Origin of the sequence: Flavobacterium sp. RSP46 (assembly GCF_003984825.1) — a bacterium.
Classification (GTDB): domain Bacteria; phylum Bacteroidota; class Bacteroidia; order Flavobacteriales; family Flavobacteriaceae; genus Flavobacterium.
Genome location: NZ_RYDM01000008.1, coordinates 151,202 through 175,638 on the forward strand (window position 1 = coordinate 151,202; position 24,437 = coordinate 175,638).

General features: G+C 36.4%; 19 protein-coding genes. 6 read left to right on the forward strand and 13 right to left on the reverse strand.

Going from position 1 to position 24,437, the window contains the following annotated elements; genetic code table 11:
• Positions 1 to 121 precede the first annotated feature (121 nt).
• Together EKM01_RS12760 and uvrC are read right to left on the reverse strand one after the other, a co-directional pair.
• Positions 122 to 2,320 (reverse strand): patatin-like phospholipase family protein, encoded by a 2,199-nt coding sequence (locus tag EKM01_RS12760; RefSeq protein ID WP_126768591.1) that lies wholly within the window; start codon positions 2,318 to 2,320, stop codon positions 122 to 124.
• A gap of 74 nt (positions 2,321 to 2,394) precedes the next feature.
• A complete protein-coding gene (uvrC, locus tag EKM01_RS12765; RefSeq protein WP_126563583.1) occupies positions 2,395 to 4,194 on the reverse strand; it encodes an excinuclease ABC subunit UvrC in 1,800 nt (599 codons plus the stop codon).
• Between the two features lie 127 nt (positions 4,195 to 4,321).
• Here uvrC and EKM01_RS12770 point away from each other — a divergent pair, with 127 nt between their 5' ends.
• The 3 genes from EKM01_RS12770 to EKM01_RS12780 are packed head-to-tail and all read left to right on the forward strand — an operon-like array spanning position 4,322 to position 6,131.
• Entirely contained in the window at positions 4,322 to 5,284 is a 963-nt protein-coding gene (locus tag EKM01_RS12770; protein ID WP_233589329.1) for a succinylglutamate desuccinylase/aspartoacylase family protein, read from the forward strand.
• Between the two features lie 49 nt (positions 5,285 to 5,333).
• Positions 5,334 to 5,897, forward strand: a complete 564-nt coding sequence (locus tag EKM01_RS12775) for a 5-formyltetrahydrofolate cyclo-ligase (protein WP_126768592.1) — start codon at positions 5,334 to 5,336, stop codon at positions 5,895 to 5,897.
• A 36-nt stretch (positions 5,898 to 5,933) separates the two neighbouring features.
• On the forward strand, positions 5,934 to 6,131 hold the full coding sequence (locus tag EKM01_RS12780; RefSeq protein ID WP_126457638.1) for a hypothetical protein: 198 nt from the start codon (positions 5,934 to 5,936) through the stop codon (positions 6,129 to 6,131).
• Between the two features lie 66 nt (positions 6,132 to 6,197).
• Here the strand turns inward: EKM01_RS12780 and EKM01_RS12785 are convergent, their stop codons facing one another.
• The 7 genes from EKM01_RS12785 to gdhA form a co-directional block, all read right to left on the reverse strand.
• Positions 6,198 to 6,797: a lipoprotein signal peptidase gene (locus EKM01_RS12785; RefSeq protein WP_126457639.1), complete on the reverse strand. Its 600-nt coding sequence runs from the start codon at positions 6,795 to 6,797 to the stop codon at positions 6,198 to 6,200.
• Between the two features lie 85 nt (positions 6,798 to 6,882).
• Positions 6,883 to 7,263 carry a TraR/DksA family transcriptional regulator gene (locus tag EKM01_RS12790; protein ID WP_126457640.1) on the reverse strand — a complete coding sequence of 127 codons (381 nt, stop codon included), beginning with the start codon at positions 7,261 to 7,263 and terminating at the stop codon, positions 6,883 to 6,885.
• A 6-nt stretch (positions 7,264 to 7,269) separates the two neighbouring features.
• Positions 7,270 to 10,722 carry an isoleucine--tRNA ligase gene (gene ileS, locus EKM01_RS12795; RefSeq protein WP_126768593.1) on the reverse strand — a complete coding sequence of 1,151 codons (3,453 nt, stop codon included), beginning with the start codon at positions 10,720 to 10,722 and terminating at the stop codon, positions 7,270 to 7,272.
• A 316-nt stretch (positions 10,723 to 11,038) separates the two neighbouring features.
• Positions 11,039 to 11,242 (reverse strand): helix-turn-helix transcriptional regulator, encoded by a 204-nt coding sequence (locus EKM01_RS12800; protein ID WP_126457642.1) that lies wholly within the window; start codon positions 11,240 to 11,242, stop codon positions 11,039 to 11,041.
• Positions 11,243 to 11,657: 415 nt separating this feature from the next.
• Positions 11,658 to 12,371 (reverse strand): DNA repair protein RecO, encoded by a 714-nt coding sequence (recO, locus tag EKM01_RS12805; protein ID WP_126561421.1) that lies wholly within the window; start codon positions 12,369 to 12,371, stop codon positions 11,658 to 11,660.
• A 54-nt stretch (positions 12,372 to 12,425) separates the two neighbouring features.
• Positions 12,426 to 14,714, reverse strand: coding sequence for a T9SS type A sorting domain-containing protein (locus EKM01_RS12810; protein WP_126563580.1), 2,289 nt, complete (start codon positions 14,712 to 14,714; stop codon positions 12,426 to 12,428).
• Between the two features lie 125 nt (positions 14,715 to 14,839).
• Positions 14,840 to 16,183: an NADP-specific glutamate dehydrogenase gene (gene gdhA, locus EKM01_RS12815; protein ID WP_126457645.1), complete on the reverse strand. Its 1,344-nt coding sequence runs from the start codon at positions 16,181 to 16,183 to the stop codon at positions 14,840 to 14,842.
• Positions 16,184 to 16,548: 365 nt separating this feature from the next.
• Between gdhA and EKM01_RS12820 the strand changes: the two genes are divergently transcribed.
• Entirely contained in the window at positions 16,549 to 17,259 is a 711-nt protein-coding gene (locus tag EKM01_RS12820) for a glutamate dehydrogenase (protein WP_233589330.1), read from the forward strand.
• A gap of 79 nt (positions 17,260 to 17,338) precedes the next feature.
• Here the strand turns inward: EKM01_RS12820 and EKM01_RS12825 are convergent, their stop codons facing one another.
• Positions 17,339 to 18,484, reverse strand: coding sequence for a cystathionine gamma-synthase (locus EKM01_RS12825; protein ID WP_126576702.1), 1,146 nt, complete (start codon positions 18,482 to 18,484; stop codon positions 17,339 to 17,341).
• A gap of 103 nt (positions 18,485 to 18,587) precedes the next feature.
• Between EKM01_RS12825 and EKM01_RS12830 the strand changes: the two genes are divergently transcribed.
• Positions 18,588 to 19,034 (forward strand): hypothetical protein, encoded by a 447-nt coding sequence (locus EKM01_RS12830; RefSeq protein WP_126768595.1) that lies wholly within the window; start codon positions 18,588 to 18,590, stop codon positions 19,032 to 19,034.
• Between the two features lie 45 nt (positions 19,035 to 19,079).
• On the opposite strand, the gene EKM01_RS12835 is transcribed toward EKM01_RS12830, so the two are convergent.
• From EKM01_RS12835 to EKM01_RS12845, 3 genes are all read right to left on the reverse strand, one after another.
• Positions 19,080 to 20,291, reverse strand: coding sequence for an MFS transporter (locus EKM01_RS12835; protein WP_126452111.1), 1,212 nt, complete (start codon positions 20,289 to 20,291; stop codon positions 19,080 to 19,082).
• 171 nt (positions 20,292 to 20,462) lie between these two features.
• On the reverse strand, positions 20,463 to 21,503 hold the full coding sequence (locus EKM01_RS12840; protein ID WP_126768596.1) for a Gfo/Idh/MocA family oxidoreductase: 1,041 nt from the start codon (positions 21,501 to 21,503) through the stop codon (positions 20,463 to 20,465).
• Between the two features lie 236 nt (positions 21,504 to 21,739).
• The gene (locus EKM01_RS12845) at positions 21,740 to 22,807 is read right to left on the reverse strand and encodes an NADH:flavin oxidoreductase/NADH oxidase (protein ID WP_126768597.1); all 1,068 of its coding nucleotides are present in this window, start codon (positions 22,805 to 22,807) and stop codon (positions 21,740 to 21,742) included.
• 200 nt (positions 22,808 to 23,007) lie between these two features.
• Here EKM01_RS12845 and rseP point away from each other — a divergent pair, with 200 nt between their 5' ends.
• Positions 23,008 to 24,357 (forward strand): RIP metalloprotease RseP, encoded by a 1,350-nt coding sequence (rseP, locus tag EKM01_RS12850; RefSeq protein ID WP_126457651.1) that lies wholly within the window; start codon positions 23,008 to 23,010, stop codon positions 24,355 to 24,357.
• Positions 24,358 to 24,437: the final 80 nt, after the last annotated feature.

Below are 24,437 nucleotides of genomic sequence, written 5' to 3' on the forward strand. Positions count from 1 at the left end.
TCAAAAAAAATACAATCTATTCCGGATTCCTCTTAATGAGGAATTGCAGATATCCTAACAAACCGTTCCAAATTGTTTTCATAATAACAAATATCGGAATTAAAATTCAAATAAATTACAATTAAAACAAAAACCCAATACTGAACCATGTAAATCCTTTAGGCTGTTCCGGGGACCAGGAATATTTTATTTCTATAGGTCCAATGACTGTTTCTAAACCATATCCTACGGCATAGCCAGAATATTTTGGAATTGAAACCCAATCCACAGTCTCAAAAATCCGATCTCCAATATTAGCAAAATTTGCCGAAAAATTGATGTGGTTTTTTTTATAAAACTCATAATCTATCGTTCCTGTTGATTTTATATAACTATTAGCGGCCACACTTAAATAATCGTATCCATATAAATATTTGAAATTATTAAGCGGATTATATCCATATCCTCCTAAAATAAAATTAAAAAAAGCAACGCTTTCCTGACCAAAAGAAAACCCGGCATCGGTTTGGAATTTTACTGTAGCGTTCTTAAATAAAGTTGCGGCTACACCAAAATCTGCTTTAGCAATAGAAAACGGTTGAAAATCGCCCGTGTAATTGGACGAAAGCAAATAGGTTTGAATATCACCAGTAAAATACCATCCTTTTTTAGGAAAATATTTATTATCAAAAGAATCAAATTTCATGTAGCCAAAAAGACTGAAGTAATTACTGTTGTCAATTATTGGATCTACATTGGCGAGTGTTTCTGATTTTATTTTTAAATATTTGAGTTCGACTCCGCCTCCTATCAGAAATTTTTGAACAAATAAAGACTGGAAATACGCTTGATTTGTCAAGTCCGTAAAATCTACATTAATCGAATTTATATCCGGATTATTAAACGTTGTACTGCTTATTTCTTTGGCTACATTCCTGTTAAATTGGTTGTAATAAGATTTAAAACCAAAACTCAAATTAAATCTATTTTCAATGTAATAATCTAAATTGTATCTAATATTATCTCCTAAAACAATATCCAGGGAGGCTATATCATTTTTAAAAAGTGTTTTTTTACGGGTCAAATTTACCAAAACGCCACTTTTGAATAAATTATCATAATGCAGGCCAAATTTTAAATAGGTTTTTGTTGAATTCTCTTCTAAATTTATGTTCAGGTCTACACCCCCTTTATTAGGTTCCAATGAATATGAGATAGAGCTGAAATTTTTGGTTGCATTGATATTATTAATGCCTTTTAATAAATCATCATAGCACGTTTTTACTCCGGGCTTAAATCTTAGCTTCCCTATGACATACTCTTTCGTATAATTCTTTAATTCATTGCTTTTTATTGCTCTTATTTGAAGGCTGTCTGACAGTAGTTTTAACTTGGGCTTCGTGTAGGGATTGGACGCATCAACAAGTTGTTTGAGTTGCTCATAAATCCCAAATGTTGCCTCTTCCCCTTTTCTTATTATTTCCTTTCCCTTGTCAAATGAGATCACACCATATTGTGTAACGTCTGGTCTAATATAAATATCAGTATCCGTTACATTTTTTTTCATTCGCTCTATAGATTGAAGATTGGTGATTTGAACTAAAATTTTAGTAGCATCCTTGAGTTCTGTTCGGTCTAATAAATCATTTTGAACATCAACTCCTATAATGATATCCGCACCTAATTTTCGCACCTCTTCAATGGGATAATTATTAACAACGCCGCCATCTACCAGGATTTTTCCATCAATTTCCACCGGAGAAAATAAGGAGGGAAATGCGGAACTGGCAATCATGGCCTGTGCCAGATTCCCTTTGTTCAATACCACTTGCTCTCCCGTTTCAATATTAGTTCCAATACATAAAAAAGGAATTGGAAGCTGGTTAAAATCCTTTATGTGTCTTACGTTTCTGGTAATTCTGCTCAATAAATTATAATTGTAGATCCCTTTAGACAAGGCTTCTGGAATTCCTATTTTGAATTTGTCAAACGGTAAAACCAAAGCATACAATTCGTCGTTTCTTTTTTCATAAAAATTCTTGGAAGACCTGGGGATAAAATCATTTATTAATTCATTGAAATCGGTCGCTTGAAAAATAGAATCGATCTGGTTTGCATTGTAACCTGAAGCATACAACCCTCCAATAACTGCACCCATACTGGTTCCGCCTATGTAATCAATCTTGACACCCGCTTCTTCTAACACCTTAAGGACTCCTATATGAGCAAATCCTTTTGCGCCACCACCGCTTAAAACCAATCCTACTTTGGGTCTTTTTTGCTCCTGCGAAAACACCATCAAACTAGTAAAAACAAGAAATATTAGTGCAATTTTCTTCATAAGCAGCAATTTGGCAGTACTAAAACTGGACGCGATTGGGTATTATTTGTCCAAGTTTAGATACTCTAGATTAATCATTGATTTGTTGCCTTGTAAAATTCGGTAATTTTTTTGGCTTTAGACACACCTATAACGTCCGAAATTTCTTTTTCTGTTGCTAATTTCAATCTTTTAACACTTTTGAAGTGTTGGATCAAGGTCAGCATCGTTTTTTCGCCAATACCGGGAATGGATTCTATCGAAGAATTCAGTGCTGCTTTACTCCTTTTATCCCGGTGATGCGTTATCCCAAAACGGTGCGCTTCGTTGCGTAATTGCTGGATTATTTTAAGGGTTTCTGATTTTTTATCTAAATATAACGGAATAGAATCACCCGGATAAAAAAGTTCTTCGAGCCTTTTGGCAATGCCAATTATGGCTATTTTTCCGCGAAGACCCAATTCGTCAAGACTCTTCAGCGCTGATGACAATTGCCCTTTTCCACCGTCAATAATTATTAAATTCGGTAACGGTTCCTTTTCGTCCAGCAATCGTTTGTACCTTCTATAAACCACTTCGGTCATTGAAGCAAAATCATCCGGTCCTTCGACTGTTTTTATATTAAAATGGCGGTAGTCTTTTTTGCTGGGTTTTCCATCTTTAAAAACCACACAAGCCGCTACAGGATTTGTCCCTTGAATATTCGAGTTGTCAAAACATTCAATATGTCTTGGCTCTACAGGCAATCGCAAATCTTTTTGCATTTGTGCCATAATCCTTTTTGTATGACGGTCTGGATCTACAATTTGCAGTTGTTTGAGTTGTTCAATTCGGTAAAACTTAGCGTTGCGAATGGATAAATCCAAAATTTGCTTTTTATCTCCCAATTGCGGAACAGTTACTTTTATATTCTCCCCTAAATCAACGGGAAACGGTACGATTATTTCACGCGACAGCAATTGAAAACGTTCCCGCAGTTCAATAATTGCTAATTCCAGTAATTCTTCATCGGTTTCGTCAAGTTTCTTTTTGATTTCCATCGTGTGTGAACGAATAATCGAACCGTGCGAAATTTGTAGAAAATTTACGTACGCCGCACTTTCATCCGATACAATCGAAAAGACATCAATATTCGTAATTTTTGGATTTACAATCGTGGAACGCGACTGGTAATTCTCCAACACTTCGATTTTCTCTTTTATTTTTTGTGCTTCTTCAAAATGCATGTCGGCGGCCAGATTGGTCATCACCCGCTTGAAATCCTTCATGCTTTCCTTGAAATTCCCTTTCAGGATTTCACGAATCGCGTCCACTTGCTTTTGATAATTTTCTAAAGTTTCTAATCCTTCGCAAGGCCCCATACAATTACCAATATGATACTCAAGACACACCTTGAATTTTCCACTTTCGATATTGCTTTTACTCAAATCATAATTGCAAGTTCTAAGCGGATACAACTCTTTGATCAGTTCTAAAATAGTACTTACGGTCTTGAAACTAGTATACGGCCCAAAATATTCCGACCCGTCTTTGACCATTCTCCGAGTCGCAAATATGCGCGAAAAAGGTTCTTTCTTGATGCACAACCACGGATAACTTTTATCATCCCGCAATAACACATTGTAGCGCGGCTGCAAGGTTTTTATTAGGTTATTTTCTAGTAAAAGGGCATCGGTTTCCGTAGGAACCACAATGTGTCTTATGGTCACGATCTTCTTAACGAGCACATTGGTTTTGGCCGTGTCATGAATTTTATTGAAATACGAAGAAACTCTTTTTTTTAAATTTTTGGCTTTGCCTACATACAAAATTTTCCCTTCCTTGTCGTAATATTGGTATACGCCCGGATTATCAGGTAAGGTTTGGATTTGGAGTTCAAGTGAAGGAAGTAGCATTTTAGATTGATTCTTTTTAATTTAATTTTGCACTTCAAAAATACAAATAACATTTTTCAAAAGCGAAAAATGACGCACTTCTTATTTCTTCCCGAATAATTTTCTAAATTTAGCCTTTAAACTTTCTATGAATCTACGAGAACCTAAAAACATAACGATCTTAAAAGAGCCCATCTTACCGGGAGACAGCAAAACCATCAATATGGAAATTGCAAAACTCCATACCATGACCAAACTGAAAATTCCAATAATTGTGGAACGGTCAAAAATAAACGGGCCTACCGTATTATTCACCGCGGGGCTTCATGGAGATGAAATTAACGGGATCGAAATTGTACGCCAGCTGATTGTACAAAAAATCAATAAACCAAAAACAGGAACCATTATCTGTATTCCCGTGATTAATGTCTTTGGATTTGTGAATCAATCCCGAGAATTTCCAGACAAACGGGACTTAAACCGGGTATTCCCCGGCAGTAAAACGGGCTCACTTGCAAGCCGGTTTGCGTATAATTTACTTAAAGAAATTATTCCACATGTAGATTATGTAATTGATTTTCATTCCGGTGGCGCCAGTCGCTTCAATGCACCACAAATTCGTATTGTTCCTAATAATCCAGAACTGAAAGCCTTGTCGGATATTTTTAGCACCTCTTTTACGATGTTTTCAAAAAACATTCCGGGAACTTTTAGAAATTCATGTAACAAGTTGGGGGTGAAAATGTTGCTGTTTGAAGGCGGGAAATCCATTGACATAAATGAAACGGTCACACAGGAAGGAGTTGAAGGTTCTAAACGAATATTGCATCATCTGGCGATGTTAAATGCAAAGAAAAAAACCATCATTCCTGAAAAAGAAACGATTTATATAGAAAAATCCGTTTGGGTCAGAGCCAAATACTCCGGGATGTTTCACGGTTATACTAAAATTGGCAATTACGTAACAAAAGGACAACTCTTAGGCTCTATTTCTGATCCCTACGGAAAGGTTGAACACAAAGTAAAAGCACCCAATTCAGGTTATATTTTTAATGTAAATGATGCGCCCATCGTATACCAGGGTGATGCCATCTACCATCTTTCTCTTTAAATACGAGTATACAATCCATACTTTTGCATCCGGTTCAAAATAATAAAACATGAATAAAACAGCCTTACGGAAAAAAAACAAAGCCTTACGGAACTTCCTTTCCGAAAATGAAATCGAGGAAAAGAGTTTGGCTGTAGCCAATAAAACACTCACACTTCCTCTTTGGGAGAAAACCTATTTTCATATTTTCCTACCCATAACAGAACAAAAGGAAGTCAATACAGAATTTATTCTTCACATATTATCCGGAAAAGACAAAGAGATTATTGTTTCCAAAGCTGATTTTGCCACCCGAAAGATGACGCATTTTCTTTTGACTGATAATACCCGAATCAAAAAAAATGAATATAACATTCCCGAACCGGTAGATGGTATTGAAGTTCCTTCTACTAAAATCGATGTGATTTTTGTTCCGCTTTTGGCTTTCGACAAAAAAGGACATCGGGTGGGTTACGGCAAAGGATTTTATGACAAATTTTTATCAGAGTGCAAACCGGATGCAATCAAAATTGGACTTTCTTTCTTCGAACCCGAAGAATTGATTACCGATATTTTTGAAGGCGATATACAACTGGATTACTGTGTGACTCCGAATCAAGTTTATAAATTTTAATCCGTACTTTTGTAACTGATACAATCCACTTAACTTATGAGAACATTCAAAAATTCAAGATTTGCCGTAAGCGTTATGGTCATCCTTTTTGCAGTTTCCTTTTCAAGCTGCAGTATTCACACTGGAACCAGCAGATCATCCTATAAAGCTAAAAAACTACCTCCAGGTCAAGCAAAAAAAATATATGGCGGGAAAAGCGCTAAACAATATGCCCCCGGACACAATAAAAATTAATACAAACAAAAAAGACTTGCTCAAATCAGGAACAGGTCTTTTTGTATGTTATAAAAAACGTCGAACCTATTCGTGATGAAAAGCTTTTTTGTTGAAAAAAATCAAGATTCCAACTCCTGTCGAAATAGCCATATCTGCAATATTGAAAATTGCATTGAAAAAAGTAAATTCTTTTCCACCCCAAATTGGCAACCAACTAGGTAAATTTCCGTGCCAAAAAGGAAAATAAAACATATCTACCACTTTTCCGTGAAACCAGGTTCCATACGGTTGATCCGAGAATAAAGTAGCCACTTCTTGCTGACTATCATCAAAAATAATTCCGTAAAAAACAGAATCGATGATGTTCCCAAAAGCACCTGCCAAAATCAATGAGATGGCAACAATTAGATAGTTAGAACTATTTTTTCTTTCTATAGAATCCCATAGCCAGTACCCAATTCCGCCTACAGCAACCAATCTAAAAAGGGTTAAAAATAATTTTCCGTAAACCCCCGGAATTACTGTTCCCCATGCCATTCCCTCATTTTCAATGAAAAGGATTTTGAACCATTTGAATACTTCGACTTCTTCCCCTAAGATAAAATTAGTTTTGATGTAGATTTTAGTGACTTGATCAACAAGCAGTAAAATAAAAATAAGGAGATACGCTTTTCGTAATGACATTTTATAAATTTTAATGGCGCAAAAATAGCAATTTAATCAAAAAAAACGCTCCCAATGGAGCGTTAAATATTGTTTAACTAGTAGTTTATCGTTGCAGGTTCTTTGCTTCAATACTCATTGTAGCGTGAGGGACAATTTTCAATCTTTCTTTCCCGATTAATTTACCGAAGACTTTACACACTCCGTACGTTTTATTTTCGACACGGAAAAGGGCATTTTTCAAATCCCGAATAAACTTTTCCTGACGAATTGCCAGTTGAGAGTTCGCTTCTTTAGACATCGTTTCGCTTCCTTCTTCAAAGGCTTTAAAAGTTGGCGAAGTATCGTCAGTTCCGTTATTTAAATCATTCATGTACGCACTTTTTATCAGATCTAAATCAGCCTGTGCTTTTTTAATTTTCCCAAGGATTATCTCTTTGAATTCTGCTAAATCAGTATCAGAATATCTTGTGATTTCATCTGTCATCTTATATTATTTTGAAATTAATATCATTGTTTTTATTTCATCAAATGTTATTTCCGTACCGTTTGTTATTTCATCTACAAATACCAATTCACTGGTCAGTGTTTCTGATTTTATATAGGCTTCATTTTCTAAAATTGCCTGCTCTAAAAGTCCGTTTCTCTTCAGTTGCACTTTAATTTTATCCGTAACTTCAAATCCGGAATCTTTACGAATATTCTGAATTCTGTTTACTAATTCTCTGGCAATTCCCTCTTGTTTTAATGCTGGTGAAATTGTAATGTCCAGCGCAACCGTTATTCCGTTAGCGTTTGCTACCAACCAGCCTTCAATATCCTGTGAGGTAATTTCGACATCTTCTTGTGTTAAAATTACGGTATTTCCTGCAATAACAATACTTAGGCTTCCATCCTTATCCAATTGACTGATCTGTGCCGCAGAAAACCCTTGTATTTCCCTAGAAATCAACCCCATATCCTTTCCAAAACGGGGTCCAAGTGCCTTAAAATTAGGCTTGATTTGTTTCACCAAAACACCGGATGCATCATCCAAAAGTACGATTTCCTTCACGTTTACCTCTGCTTTTATCAGGTCAGAAACAGCTTCAATTTCGGCTCTTTGATTGTCGTCAAGCACCGGAATCATTACCTTTTGCAACGGCTGACGCACCTTGATCATTTCCTTTTTTCGGAGTGATAAAACCAATGATGAAATGGTTTGTGCTTTCTGCATTTTGCTCTCCAACATTTTATTAACATAGTTTTCAACCGAAATTGGAAACTCGGCCAAATGTACGCTGTCATATTTTTCCGACTGTGTTGCTACAGTTAAGTCTCTGTAAAGTTTGTCCATGAAGAACGGAGCGATTGGTGCACCAAGTTTACTTATGGTTAACAAACACGTATATAAAGTTTGATATGCCGCGATTTTGTCCTGTGCGTATTCTCCTTTCCAGAAACGTCTTCTGCACAAACGAACATACCAGTTACTCAAATTTTCCTGAACAAATTCAGAGATTGCGCGAGCCGCTTTCGTTGGCTCATAATCTGCATAATAGGTATCTACATCTTTTATCAAGGTATTCAATTCAGAGATAATCCATTGGTCAATTTCCGGTCTTTCGCTTAATGGAATCTCTGCTTCTTCATATTTGAAACCATCAATATTGGCATACAAACTAAAGAACGAATACGTGTTGTATAATGTCCCAAAGAATTTTCTACGTACCTCAGCGATTCCTTCTAAATCAAATTTCAAATTGTCCCAAGGATTTGCATTCGAAATCATGTACCAACGCGTCGCATCTGGACCGTATTCTTTTAATGTTTCAAATGGATCTGCGGCATTGCCCAGACGTTTAGACATTTTTTGTCCGTTTTTGTCTAAAACCAATCCGTTAGAAACTACATTTTTATAGGCAACTTTATCAAAAACTAATGTCCCAATGGCATGTAAAGTATAAAACCAACCACGCGTTTGATCCACTCCTTCAGCAATGAAATCAGCAGGAAAATCCTTGTTTGCGTCTATTTTATCTTTGTTTTCAAAAGGGTAATGCCATTGCGCATAAGGCATGGAACCAGAATCGAACCAAACATCAATCAAATCAGCTTCACGTTTCATTGCCTTTCCAGAAGCAGAAACCAAGGTGATTTCGTCGACTACATTTTTATGCAAATCAACTAAATCGTAATTGGATTCAGCCATATTCCCTATTTCAAAACCTTTAAAAGGATTTTCTTTTTGAAAACCTGCAGCGATAGATTTTTCAATTTCGTTGTATAATTCTTCAACAGAACCAATTAAGATCTCCTCTTGTTTATCTTCAGTTCTCCAAATTGGCAATGGAATTCCCCAGAATCTGGATCGCGATAAATTCCAGTCATTGGCATTTTTTATCCAGTTTCCAAAACGTCCTTCTCCAGTCGATTTTGGCTTCCAGTTAATCGTTTCGTTCAGTTCGAACATTCTGTCTCTAACCTCCGTGATTTTTATGAACCAGGAATCCAATGGATAATATAAAATCGGCTTATCGGTTCTCCAGCAATGTGGGTAACTGTGGACGTATTTCTCTACTTTGAAGGCTTTGTTTTCTTCTTTTAATCGAATGGCAATTTCAACATCTACGGAACGTTCCGGTGCCTCGCCATCGTTATAATACTCATTTTTCACATATTTACCGGCATATTCGCCCACATGTGAGGTGAATTTTCCTTGTAAATCTACTAAGGGAACCGGAGTTCCATTTTCATCCAGCACCAACATCGGCGGGATTTCTGGCGTAGCTTCTTTTGCTACTCTTGCATCATCAGCACCAAAAGTAGGTGAGGTATGTACAATTCCTGTTCCATCTTCGGTAGTTACAAAATCTCCTGAAATTACTCTAAAAGCATTTTCAGCATTTTGATACGGAAGCACCAATGGCATTAGTTGTTCGTACCGAATATCAACTAAATCAACTCCTTTGCATTCTGCTAAAACCTGAAACGGAATTTTCTTGTCGCCTTCTTTGAAATTTTCAAAATCAGCAGGTTCTGTACTTTCAAAGAACCCTTTCCCGAATTGTTTTGCAACTAATTTTTTAGCCAAAATCAATGTTGCCGGACGAAACGTATATTGATTGAATGTTTTTACTAAAGCATATTCAATTTTTAGACCTACAGTCAAAGCGGTATTACTTGGCAATGTCCAAGGCGTTGTCGTCCAAGCGAGGAAATAAAAATCCCCACCCCAACCCTCCCCGAAGGGGAGGGAGTTGAGTCCGAATGCTTTGTAAATATCATTCTCTTCTCCCTCTCCTTTGGAGAGGGCTGGGGTGAGGAATTGTGCCACAACAGTCGTATCCGTTACATCACGATAACTTCCTGGTTGGTTGACTTCATGAGATGACAATCCTGTCCCTGCTTTTGGGGAATAAGGCTGAATGGTGTAGCCTTTGTACATCAAATCCTTGTTGTAGATTTGTTTCAAAATCCACCAAACCGTTTCCATATATTTGGATTTATAGGTCACATACGGATCTTCCATATCAACCCAATAGCCCATTTTTTCGGTCAAATCGTTCCATACGTCTGTATAACGCATTACGGTTTTTTTGCACGCTTCGTTGTATTCTTCGATGGAAATGGTTTTTCCAATATCTTCTTTGGTGATTCCCAATTCTTTTTCGGTTCCTAATTCCACCGGCAAGCCATGCGTATCCCAGCCGGCTTTACGCTTTACCTGGAACCCTTTTTGAGTTTTATATCTGCAAAAAATATCTTTAATGGCGCGTGCCATTACGTGGTGAATTCCCGGTAATCCATTTGCCGAAGGCGGCCCTTCAAAAAACACGAATGGGGTGTTTCCTTCACGAGTGGTTACACTTTTCTCGAATATGTTTTCCTTCTTCCAAAAATCAAGTACCTCTGACGCTACAGTTGGTAAGTCAAGTCCTTTGTATTCAGTAAATTTTGTGCTCATTTTATCCTTTTCTAAATCGAGGTGCGAAAGTAAGGAATAGTTCTGAATTATGAGTTATGAGTTACGAGTTTTTGCGTGAGGGATGGAAGAGGAAATCCCTTTATGAAGTTTACGAAATAAAAGATTGGAACGAACAGCCCGACCCGGAGTTTTTACGTAGGGTCACGCCCGAATTTCTAGGTAAAAACTTCTTTTAAAACATCCAGCGATTTTGGTTTTCTTGAAACTTTTATGGCTTTGCAATTTTCTAAAGTGAATTTGTTTTGAAAGAATTTGTATTAAATACAATTTCTTATCAAATTGAGGTATTTAACCCTTATTTGTCATCATCATCCAGTTCGAAAAAATCATTAACTGATTTTCCAAACAACCTTGATAATTTTAGCGCAAGAACTGTTGATGGCACAAAGCGATTGGTTTCAATTGAATTTATAGTTTGCCTTGAAACTCCTATTTTCTCCGCTAATTCCTCTTGAGTTAAATTTAAAATGGCGCGTTCTACTTTTAATCTATTCTTCATTACACACCTTTTTTAAATTACTAAAATTCAACAATATGACAACGAAGAACATTAATAGTTAACTGCTATTTCCTCGTATTTTTTATTGAGTTACGATATTCTAAAAAAAATAGCATGACAAGAATTAGGTATCCTGCTGCTTTTATCCACTTGCTAATATTGTAGTCCGTAAATAATTGTAACGAAATAATAGTTATTGAAATCAAAATCAAAATTAATTTTATATACTTCATATCAATGATTTTAAATAGTTAGCAACCTATGTGTTTTTTAAACTTTTCCTTTTTGTTTTGATTTTGATTCCATAAAGTTAATTAGTTAAAGCTTATTTTCCATAAAGAACAACAAAGTTGATTAAAAGATAAATATACTTTACTTTTTGATGCAAAATTAAATTATGAAGAATTTTTTTGTCCTATGAAAAAACCTCTTTCAAAACGTCCAATGATTTTGGTTTTTTAAAACCATCCAAGTGGAAACTGTAGTAATCGATCAGTATTCTTAAAATGATTTGCCGTTCGATGACATGGAATATTTTTTGATCGGTATCGAATTTCAAATCGATTAGTTTTTTGAACAAATTGCTTTCATGTTCCGTGAGCGAACTGATGGCATTGAAAGGCGTAAAGACACCTTCGTTCATTTCGAAAAAAGGCATGTCCATATCAGAAATATCCGGATAAAAACCCAGATATTTTGTGGTTTCTAATAATAAAATCAAATGAAAATTAGCAATTTCATCGTGATTGTCGAGCCAATGCAAAGCGGTTTCCAGAAAGGTAAACAGATGTTCATTTGCCTCTTCTTCGTGAATGGAATGGTGTAGCATTTCGGAAATGAACATTACAATCGTGCTTTTATAGATATCCGAATGTATCGAATGAAAAGGAGTCCCGATTTTTATTTCCTTGAAATTTTCTAAAGTACCTTTGTTTTTATGAACGGCTTCAATTTCGAGTATCGTCAAAGGTTGAAAATAAGCGATTTTTTGATTTGATTTTCGACTCGAAAAAGCATCTCGAACGAAGTACGATTTCAAGCCATGTGACAGCGTAAAGCATTTCACAATTAAGCTTTTTTCTTGAAATTTTAAAGATGAAAGAACAATGGCTTTGGTTTTTACGAGCACAATTTTAATTTAAAGATTGAAAAATTTAAAGATTGAAAAATTCATTCTTCTAAATTACCTGATTATCATTACTTTTTTAACTTTAGTTTCCACTCCGTCTTGTGCCGAAATAAAAATCATATACACCCCGGAAGCCACTTTATATTTCCCAAAGGCGGTGGTATCCCATTCTATTGTTCCACCCTCGGAAGTGGTTTCATAAACCAGATTTCCTCCAATATCAGTGATTTTAATGTTGGCTTTATCCAGTAATCCGGCAATTTTAACGGTTCCTTGGTATTCCGGTCGTACCGGATTTGGATACACATACGCGTTACTTAAATCATCATTAGCAGCAGTTGCAATTCCTTTGAAAGAAATCAGCCCTTTTGCAGTAGCAATAAAAACTTCGCCCGTAGCGCTATTGATCTCAATGTCATTGATCACATTGCTGGGCAACGGCGAGTTGCTTATTGTAAAATGATATTTGGTTTCCTGACCGTTTGGCGAGACTAAAAACAAACCGGAATCAGCCGTTCCTATCCATTTATTATTGGCACCATCAACAGCAATATCCGTAATAAACTGTTCGTATAACAATTCTTGGGCCAGATTATCGTCTGTAATAATTATGGGATTAGTTGTCATCTGGTCATCCGATTGAAAACTACTTACATTTGACAAAATTCGCAACCCTTTTGTAGTACCGATCCAGAGCTGGTTTCTGGTATCTATTGCAATAGTTCGAACATCCGAAACTGGTAAATTACCCAAATCAGCGCCTGTTGTTATTTTTTTAAATTTAGTGTTACTTTCGTTAAAACCAATCACACCATCACCATTCGTAGAAAGCCATTTGGTTCCATTTCTATCTATTGCAATTGTTCCAAAATTGTTGTCATTTGGCGAGTCCAAAATAGCATCCATCGCATAACTTTGCCATTGACCCGAAGGCCTCAAGACTTTCAATCCATTTTTTATTCGGCTGTTGGTAACCCAAAGATTTCCTGTTTTGTCAAATGCGGTTCCATTGATCCTAATGTCTTTATAATTAGGCCCTGCAAAGGTTAATGACTCTAAGCCGCTATTGGTTTGATTGTACAAAATTTTTGGTACGTCATTTTCTATTTTCAACAGTCCTGAGAAAAAAGAACTGGCATATACTTCGTTTTCATTGCTTGGATTAACTATTATTCTGGTCATTGATTGCGCTCCTAAAACTGCTTCATACGGAATATTTAACCACCCTGTAGCGCTAAATTTACTAATCCCATAACTGTCTAACGGATACGGATTATAATCGGACGTATAATCTCCGTAAACCCCCCAAAGCGAGCTGGGCGCCACCTGAAGCGAAAATATATTGTTTCTTGACGGACCAATGGGTGTTATGTTTTCAAAAGTTACCCCCAAAGAAAGCGTAGTTGTAGTCAATCCATTTTCTTTTGTTCCAATAAAAACAGTGTCGCCTATTATAGTAGCACACGTAAAACTAATATTGGGTTCCGGCAGTTGATTGGTGTTTATTTGATGTACCAATGCCATTTGGCTGTTATAAATATAAATCCTGCTTAAAGTTGTAACTACTAAATAACCATCCGATGTTCTCATATCCAATGCAGGTTGAGAAAGCCGGACAGATCCCGCAAACGAATCCGTAACCAAATTAAATTTATGAATGTATCCCGAAGCGTCCACAGCATACAGATTTGAACCTACTGTTGTTATGCCAGACCAGATTCCAGAGGCTATTGTGGTCCATTGGTTAAAATCGACTAAATTCTTATTAGAAACAGCAGCTCTTTTTATTCCATTATTTGTGGCAGCATAAATAAAACCATTGTACAATGCGGTTTGGCTCACACTGATTTCGGCACCGGCATTCCCAATAAAATAAGTATCCCCAAATTGCATGGTGGCCAAATTAAATTGGACAATACCAAAATCACACGAGAGATAAGCTATCCCTTCAAATTCCATGAAATGATTGATTTTCTTTATATCCGAAGGAAGTTGTTTGTTGATAATATCGACTACATTGAGCATGCTTCCATCAACTTCATTAATCACGATTAGCAGTCCGTTTTCATATCCTACAATTGTTTTATTGGAGGCTGTACTATGAAATACCGACGAGATGGTTTGTCCGGAGAGTCCATCTACTGTATTGGTGGTTTTGATTATATTACTGGTTGTGTTTTTAGAAAACAACGCATTTTCAGAAGCAGCAAAAACGGCTGTTGCAGATACGGAGACATCTTTTATTTCATTATAGGAGAAATAACCCTGCCACGACAAATCGTTTTGAGCAAAACCCATTTGCACAAAAAGTAGCAGCAAAAAAAATAAAACGCTCTTGTTCATTATCTGTATGACTATTGAATTACAAATATAGAACAAACGAAAGTCTTAGCATTTTGTTACACACAAAAAATGCCTTCTGTCCAGAATAAAGACAAAAGGCATTTTATACAATAATTAAAGCTGATTTACACGACCCCTTGTGCCAGCATAGCATCTGCTACTTTTACAAATCCAGCAATGTTTGCTCCTTTTACATAGTTCACATATCCTTCTTCGTCCGTACCATATCTTTTACATTGATTGTGGATTCCTACCATAATCTCTTTTAGTCTGCTATCTACTTCTTCACTGGTCCAGTTTAAACGAATAGAATTTTGTGTCATCTCTAATCCAGAGGCTGCAACACCACCTGCATTTGCCGCTTTACCTGGTGCAAAAAGGACTTTTGCGTTTAAGAATTCTTTGATAGCTTCTAACGTACATGGCATGTTTGCTGCTTCGGTTACACAAATAACTCCATTTGCAATTAAGTTTTTTGCATCTTCCTCGTTCAACTCATTTTGAGTTGCGCAAGGAATGGCAATATCTGTTTTTACTTCCCACACACTTTTACCTCTGTGGAAAGCGGCATTTGGATATTTTTCTAAATACGATTCGCATCTGTTATCGCCTCTTGCCCTCATCTCTAGCATAAAGTCAATTTTTTCTCCGAAAATACCTTCCTCATCATAAATATACCCATCTGGACCTGAAATAGTAACTAATTTTCCGCCAAGGTCATTTACTTTCAAAGCGACTCCCCAAGCCACATTCCCAAATCCAGAAATGGAAACTGTTTTTCCATTGATAGTTTGGCCTATGGTTTTAAGCATTTGTTCCGCAAAATAAACCACTCCATACCCTGTTGCTTCCGGTCTGATCAAAGAACCTCCGTAAGCCAGTCCTTTACCGGTTAACACTCCAGTAAATTCGTTTTTTATTCTTTTGTATTGACCAAATAGATACCCAATTTCCCTGGCTCCAACACCAATATCTCCTGCAGGAACGTCTAATTGTGGCCCGATGTGTCTGCACAATTCCGTCATGAAAGACTGACAGAAACGCATCACTTCCCCATCTGATTTTCCTTGTGGATCAAAATCCGATCCTCCTTTTCCTCCGCCCATTGGCAAAGTGGTCAGACTATTTTTGAATACTTGTTCAAATGCTAAAAACTTAAGCACTGATAAATTTACCGTATGGTGGAAGCGTATTCCCCCTTTGTATGGTCCGATTGCTGAATTCATTTGAATTCTAAAACCTCTGTTAACCTGTATTTCACCACTATCGTCAACCCACGGAACACGAAATATAATCGACCGTTCTGGTTCAGCTATTCTGAGAAGCAAATTTTTTCCGTCGTATTTTTTCTGTTCTGCAATAAATGGGATTACAGTTTCAGCGAATTCCCTAACAGCTTGAATAAATTCAGGTTCATTTGGATTTTTGGCTTCAACTTGAGCCATAAATTCATTTACTTTTAGTAACATAGATTATAAATAATTGATTAAGAAAACGATTTCGTTAAACTATACAAAGATACATTTTATAAAAATATTCAGACTTAGTTTTTCCACTTTATCAATAGAATTATTTTTTTATTACCCATTTGCAATCAATTGTGTATAAGATATACCATTTAATCTAAAATCACTATGACTTTCGTAAGTAAAATAAGAATTTGTAAACTTATTTATAATTTTATTTTTATTAGTGAATGATGTTTTTATATATTTGTCAGGATTAGAAAATTTATCCCCCTAATGATCAAACAAATAACCCTGCTTACCCTTTTTTTTTTGGGTTTTTACCTCATTCTAATGCACAATTCGGTGGTTTTTCGCATGAAATAGGAGTGGTTGTTGGGCCTGTTGCTTTTCAATCTGATTATGGGGAACGAAATGACCTTTCAACAAACTCAGGAAATACAGGTATAGGAATAGGGATTATTCATTATTTGAATTTTTCTTATAAAGCCGACTGTAATTGTTATACCCCGGAAACGTATTTTAACAACCACTTCAAATTAAGAAGTGAGCTATCGTATAATAAAACCCACTTAAAACACTTTGGCGAATGGGTCGCTCCAGAGAAACCCTCACTGGAAGCAGATCAATTGCGCACAATGACAGGAAGCACTGCTGTTACTAACATTGGAATGCAACTGGAATATTTTCCCTGGAGTATTCGTGATTTCAGTTCCCGAACAGGAAGCTTAGGGCCTTTTATAAGCCTGGGAGGTCAGTTTAGTTATTACAATGCAAAAGCTTCGTCCTCACTAGGCCCTTTAGGAACTCCGTTAACTACATTTCCTAAATATCTAACCCCAACTGATGGTCGTCCGTATGGGTTTTCTTCTGAAAGCGGATCTGTCTGGTCCGTGGTATCCAGCGTGGGAACCCGCTATAAATTATCTCCATTATCGGATTTAATGGTCGACTTAAGAATGCAGTATTATTTTTCCAACTGGGTAGATGGTTTAAATCCTAATCCGGAAATTTATAAAGAAAACAAAGCAAACGACTGGCTGGTCTGGTTTAATGTAGGGTATATTTATTATTTGTAATAATAATGGTAATACTTTCACACAACAAACCCCCAACTCTAAATTAGAATTGGGGGTTTGTTTTTATTTTGAAAAAATCTTACGCTAAGGCTTGTTTCAAATCTTCCAGTAAATCTTCGATATCTTCGATTCCTACGCTTAACCGGACTAAATCATCTGTGATACCAACTGCTGCCCGTTTGTCTTCCGGAATTGATGCGTGAGTCATCAAAGCCGGATGATTTGCTAATGACTCTACACCTCCAAGGGATTCTGCAAGGGTAAATACGTTAATTTTTTCTAGAAAAGCAATAGCATCTTCTTTTTTACCAGAAACAAAGGTAAACGAGACCATTCCTCCATAACCGCTCATTTGCTTTTTTGCAATTGCATGAAACGGATGGCTTGGCAATCCTGGATAATACACCGTCTTTACTTTTATATGATTGTCTAAAAAATTCGCTACTTTCTCTCCATTCTGACAATGTCTTTCGACACGCAAATGCAACGTTTTTATTCCTCTAAGCACTAAAAAACTATCCATTGGCCCTAATGTAGCTCCAGTTGCAAATTGTTGAAAATGCAATTGTTCCCCAAGCGCCTCCTCTTTTACAATTAAAGCTCCCGCAATTACATCAGAATGACCGCCAAGATATTTCGTCGCCGAATGCATGACAATATCAGCACCTAAGTCTAATGGTTTTTGTAAATAAGGCGTTGCAAAAGTATTGTCAACTGCAAAAAGTATTTTCTTTTCTTTGGTGATTTTAGCAATTTCCTGAATATCTACTAATTTCATCAAAGGATTTGTTGGCGTTTCTACCCAAACTAATTTTGTGTTTTCAGTTATCAATGACTTGAATTTCTCTATGTCATTCATATCCACAAAATGAAATTTTATTCCGGAATCTTTGTAAATACGGGTAAACATGCGATAGGTTCCTCCATATAAATCATCCATTGCTATAATTTCATCCCCTGCTTTGAAAGAACGCAAAACACAATCTGTAGCCGCTAACCCTGAAGAAAAAGCCAATGCTCGGGTTCCGTTTTCTATACTTGCTAATGCATTTTCCAGTGCGGTTCTGGTAGGATTTGCAGCTCTGCTATATTCATAATCCGGATTTATGGGTTGTCCGGGACTTGTTTGTGCAAATGTAGATGTTTGATATACCGGTGGCATAACGGCGCCTGTGCTTGGGTCATGGTGTTGTCCACCGTGAATCACTTTAGTATTAAATTTCATATCTTCTAATTTTAAAATGCTCGATTGTTTTACAAATTTACCGTTTAATTCATTCTTACCAAGCCTCAAGTAGGTCCCTTTGTGTTTAATTATCTGTTAAAAGATGAAATACATTGTCTTATTTTCACTTATCCTTTTTTCTATCACACGGTGCTCTAATGAATTAGTTTTTGAATACCAGAATTTTGTAACGACAACTACATTACCCTGCAAAAAGCCATGTCCTACAATAAGCTTAAAAATCCCAATTGCTAAAGAAGTCCCAATTGTAGCAGACAGCATTAATAAAAAAGTATTTTCTGTACTGAAGAAAATTATTTATTTTGGCGAAAAGCCACACACTGCATCAAATCACAAGGAACTAACGACTGCTTTTATTGGTTCCTACGAAAAACTCCAAAACGATTTTCCGAATGATACCTTTGGATGGGAAGCTCAGGTTGAAGAAAGCATAAAATACAAATCTGAAAATATTTTAAATTATAAAAGCATGTCTGACCACCAGTCTTTCGGTTTAATTTACTCCAACAGAGGTCTTTTGGAGATCTGATTCTAAAAACACGAAGACAACTTGTTTTACAAATCAAAAATCCAATTAGTCTATAGCTTTAATTCGGGATACCATCAGTGCTATCAAAAATCCAAAAATACCTATAAATGCGAATGAAAATCGCAGACTGGACAACTCAGCGATGTACCCTATAATAGGCGGACCCATCAAAAATCCAAGAAAGCTTACGCTGGAAACTGTGGTTAGGGCTACGCTGGGAGAAACGTTTGGTGTTTTCCCGGCAACACTATATACAGTAGGCACAATAGTAGAAACGCCTAGTCCTACAAACATAAAAGCGAGGGTTGCGGGAATAATAAAAGGAAAAAGTACTGCTGTAAAAAGTCCTGCCGAAATCATGATACCACTTATTTGTAAGACTCTTTTTCTTCCAAATTTACGGATCAGTCCATCCCCTAAAAAACGCCCACCTGCCATCATAATCATAAAAGAAGTGTATCCTAAAATCACTAATGGTCCGGGTGCTTTGATAACATCTTTGAAATAAACGCCGCTCCAGTCAAACATAACACCTTCACTGGCCATGCAACAAAAGCCAATGACACCAAGCCAAATTAAACCGCTATCTGGTTTTGAAAACATTTTTTTCTTCTCGACTTGGATCGTTTCTTTGGCTTTGACCAAAAAATTATAATTAAATGCCATCATCAATAGTACTATTCCGGCAACAATCAAAAAATGAACATACGGAGTCAACTCAAATGCCAGCATACCCAATCCTACTAAAGCACCTGTAAATCCGGCAAAACTCCACATCCCATGAAAAGAGGACATAATTGTTTTTTTGAAAAGTACTTCTGTGTAAACACCCTGTGTATTCACGGCTATGTTAGACAAGTTTCCAAAAATTCCAAACACGAATAATCCCAATGACAATTGCCAAGCCGCAACAGCCAAGCCCAAGTTTGTCAAGCTAAAAACATAAAAAAGCAAGGAAAAAATCAAGATCCGATGACTGCCAAAACGAGTGACCAATTTACCGGAAAAAGGCATCACCACCAGTTGTCCTAGTGGCAAAGCAAATAAAATACTCCCTAAATCCCCTTCGCTTAGGTGCAATGCTGTTTTAATATCCGGAATTCGGCTGGCCCAAGTAGCAAAACACAAACCCATACCAAAATAGAACATAGAAACTGCCCAACGAATTCTTTTCAGATACGAAATCTTAGCATCTTTATATGTTTTCTTGAATTTAGCTTTCGTTTTTGACCTTCCTAAAAAGTTTAAATCTATCAAAGTGATTTGTTTTAGAATTTTATTGTGCCAAAATTACAAAAAGCAACGATTGGTTGTGTCAAAGCCACACATTTGATGCGAGCTACAACGTTATTGTTCATAAAAAGTAATTCCCGCGAATTCACTAATTTTCACAAAAGTTTAAAAAAATTAGCGAATTCGCGGTACATTTTATAGGTCAATTACTTTTTTCTGCGCACTGCTTTGGATTGCCGCTTCAATAATTCGCATAACCTGAACACCCTCTTGTGCCGTAACCGGTTCTATAGATTCATTTGTAATCGAATGATATACGCCGTCAAAAAAGTCATAATAATTCCCTTGAAGCGTGGGTGTGATTTCCTGAACCGTTTTGCCTTTTATTTCCGTGTGTAACAATCCTCTTTTTTCAATTGATTCCGTTCCCCAAACATCCAGATTGGGTTTCATTCCTAATTTTAATTCGTCTTCCTGCACATCGCCACGCGGTTTCAGGAATGACCCTTTTTTTCCATGAATAATATAAGCGGGAATCGCTTCCCGGACAAAAAAACCCGCTTTTAATCGGACACGAAAGTTAGAATAATACAGTAAAATATCGATATAATCATCAACCAAAGAATGTTCCCGTGTGATGCGGATGTCAGCAAAAACAGACTGTGGCAATCCAAACAAGCACAAGGCCTGATCGATTAAATGTGGCCCTAAATCCTTGAGAATTCCAGCACCGGAATTGGCGGTTTCTTTGTGTTGTTTTGGACTCAAAAGCGGATTGTACCGATCAAAATGGATTTCGGCTTCTATAAGATCTCCCAAAACTTTCTCTGAAATGATTTTCTGGACGGTCTTGAAATCACTGTCCCATCGTCTGTTTTGAAAAACGGCCAGTTTCAATCCATTTTCTTTAGCGATAGCAGCTAATTCCTGCGCTTGGGCAACCGTTGTGGTAAATGCTTTCTCGACAATGGCGTGTTTCCCGGCCAACAGCACTTTTTTAGCATATTCGTAATGTGTCTCTACAGGGGTATTGACTACCACCAGATCAAGATCATCCTCTAATAGCTCTTCCATCGTGGCATAACTTTTCACCGAAGGACAATCTTGATGAATCAATTTTTTACTTCGTTCCCAAGAACCAAGCAGCTCAAATCCGGGATGAAATTCTAAAAAAGGAGCATGAAATACTTTTCCGGACATTCCGTAGGAAAGCAAAGCTGTTTTTATTTTTTGCATGGTAGTAATTTTCAAATTATTGGCGTATTATTTTTAAACATGTAAGTCCTATACGTTTTTAAAATTTAGAGGAGTACTATAAATTCTTCTCAACTCATTATCTTTTCAAAATAAAGATTCTTGTTTTTTTAAGCATTTAATGAATTTAAGTTCATAGAAGAATTAAAATGCCTTTACACAGTGTCACTTTATACTTTTTAAAAGTAAAACGTATTTGACTTATATGTTTCAAAATTTTACTTTTTTGCTCTTTCGTATTGTTTTGGCCATTCGATCTCCGCCTTTAAGTCATGGGCAAATGTCAATCCTAAATTTGGATTTCTCAGGGACTCTCTGGCAAATAACACTAAATCCGCTTTACCTGAAGCAACAATCTCCTCAGCTTGGGCGGCATTAGTGATTAAACCTACGGCGCCAGTCCGGATTCCGGTTTCTTTTTTTATGCTTTCTGCAAAAGGGACTTGGTAATTTGGTCCCAACGGAATTTGTTGGTGCGAAACTAATCCTCCCGAAGAAACATCAATCAAGTCCACTCCTTTTTCTTTTAGTATTTTCGAAAGTTGTACAGATTCCTCAGAATTCCACCCGCCTTCTGCCCAGTCTGTTGCTGAGATTCTAACGAATAAAGGCAAGTTTTCCGGCCACTCAGCTTGAACTGCTACAACGACTTCGAGTGTCAATCGGATTCGGTTTTCGAAACTTCCACCGTATTCATCGGTTCTAAAATTAGACAAAGGCGAAAGAAACTGATGCAACAAATACCCGTGTGCGGCATGGATTTCCATCACTTGAAAACCTGCTTGAAGCGCTCTTTTTGTGGCTGATTTAAAGTCGGAAACTACTTTTTGAATTCCTGTTTGGTCTAATGCAATTGGTATTGCTTCATTGTCATGATAGGCTACAGCACTTGGCGCTACTGGACCCCAACCGTCTTGTATTTTAGCTACTTTTCTACCTCCGTTCCATGGTGATGCGGCGCTGGCTTTTCTTCCGGCATGTGCCAATTGGATTCCGGGAATTGAATTCTGACTGATGATAAATTGATTAATTTGCTGCATTTTTTCGATTTGTTCGTCTTTCCAAAGTCCCAAATCGCCCGGAGAAATCCTGCCTTCTGGAGAAACCGAAGTCGCTTCCTGAATGATTAATCCTGCGCCTCCGCAGGCGCGACTTCCCAGATGCACAAGATGCCAATCATTAGCAAAGCCATCATGAGCAGAATATTGGCACATAGGAGAAATTGCAATTCTATTTTTAAGCGTGATGCTTTTTATTTGGAGTGGAGAAAATAATTGAGATGACATAGTAGTAATTTAAGTATGTAATTAAAATAAAGACAAAGGGAATTTCCTTTAAAAAAAAGTAAAGTTACGAGACAGCAGCGAAACGAGGGACTGAATTTTCATTAATTAACAAACATTTAAAACGGTATGGAACAATTATTGCGAATTAAACAAATAGAAAACCTTACTTTTGTAAGTTGTAAAAGAACTAAAATTAAAAAATGGACATAGTTATCAAGCTTTCTCAATTTTTATTGAGCTTATCATTACTGATTATACTTCACGAATTAGGACATTTCATTCCTGCTAAACTGTTTAAAACCAGAGTCGAAAAATTCTACTTATTTTTTGATGTTAAATATTCCCTTATCAAAAAGAAAATTGGCGAAACTGAATACGGTATCGGGTGGTTGCCTCTTGGCGGTTATGTGAAAATTTCCGGAATGATTGATGAAAGCATGGACAAGGAACAAATGGCCTTGCCTCCGCAACCCTGGGAATTTCGCTCTAAACCGGCTTGGCAACGTTTGATTATTATGTTGGGAGGCGTTACCGTAAATTTTATTTTGGCTTTCATTATATATATCGGAATGGCATTTGCTTATGGCGATATTTTCATAGCAAATGCGGATTTGAAAGATGGAATTTGGGTAACAAATCCAGCTATTGAAAAAGCAGGAATACAAACAGGCGATAAAATACTCTCTATAAATGGAAAGAAAATGGAACGTTATGATGATATCTCTAAAAATTTATTCTTAGCTAAAGAAGTTACAGTTGAAAGAAATAATGAAACTAAAATAATTGAGTTTCCTATAAATATTATCAATCAAATAAGTAATTCTGGCGTTAAACGTACATTAGTAGAAATGAGGATTCCATTTATCGTTAGTGAGATTGAAAAGAGTTCTCCTAATTTTAAAACTATAAAATCTGCAGATATTATAACCCACTTTAATGGCAGCCCTATAAAATATGCTGATCAAGCAATATCACAATTTAAAAACTTTAGTGGGAAAACGGTTCCCGTAACTTTAAAACGAGATGGTAAAATCATTCAGACAACAGTAATATTTAATAACAAATCAAAATTAGGAATAGCTTACGCTTCAAGATTACCTTATTCTAATATTGAAAAATTGAATCTTTATAAAGTTAATCGTGAGAAATATAGTTTTGCAGAATCAATTCCAATTGGGATTAATATTGGTTTTAATGGATTAGTTGATTATGGGAATCAGCTTATAACGATATTTAATCCTAAAACTGAAGCCTATAAAGAAGTTGGGGGGTTTGCTGCTATTTTTAACATCTTTCCTAATACCTGGAGCTGGCAAGTGTTCTGGAACATCACTGCATTGTTATCCATAATGCTAGGTGTAATGAACTTATTGCCTATTCCGGCACTTGATGGAGGTCACGTTATGTTTTTATTATATGAAATCATCAGTGGTAAAAAACCAAGTGACAAATTCCTAGAGAATGCGCAAATGGTTGGTTTCGTATTACTTATAACACTGTTATTATTTGCTAACGGAAACGACATTTACAAGGCAATTGTAGGGAAGTAAAAAAAATTAAAAAAAAATTTATTTTTGCTTGCAGAAATCAAATTAAGCCCTATATTTGCACCGCTTTACAAGTGAAATAA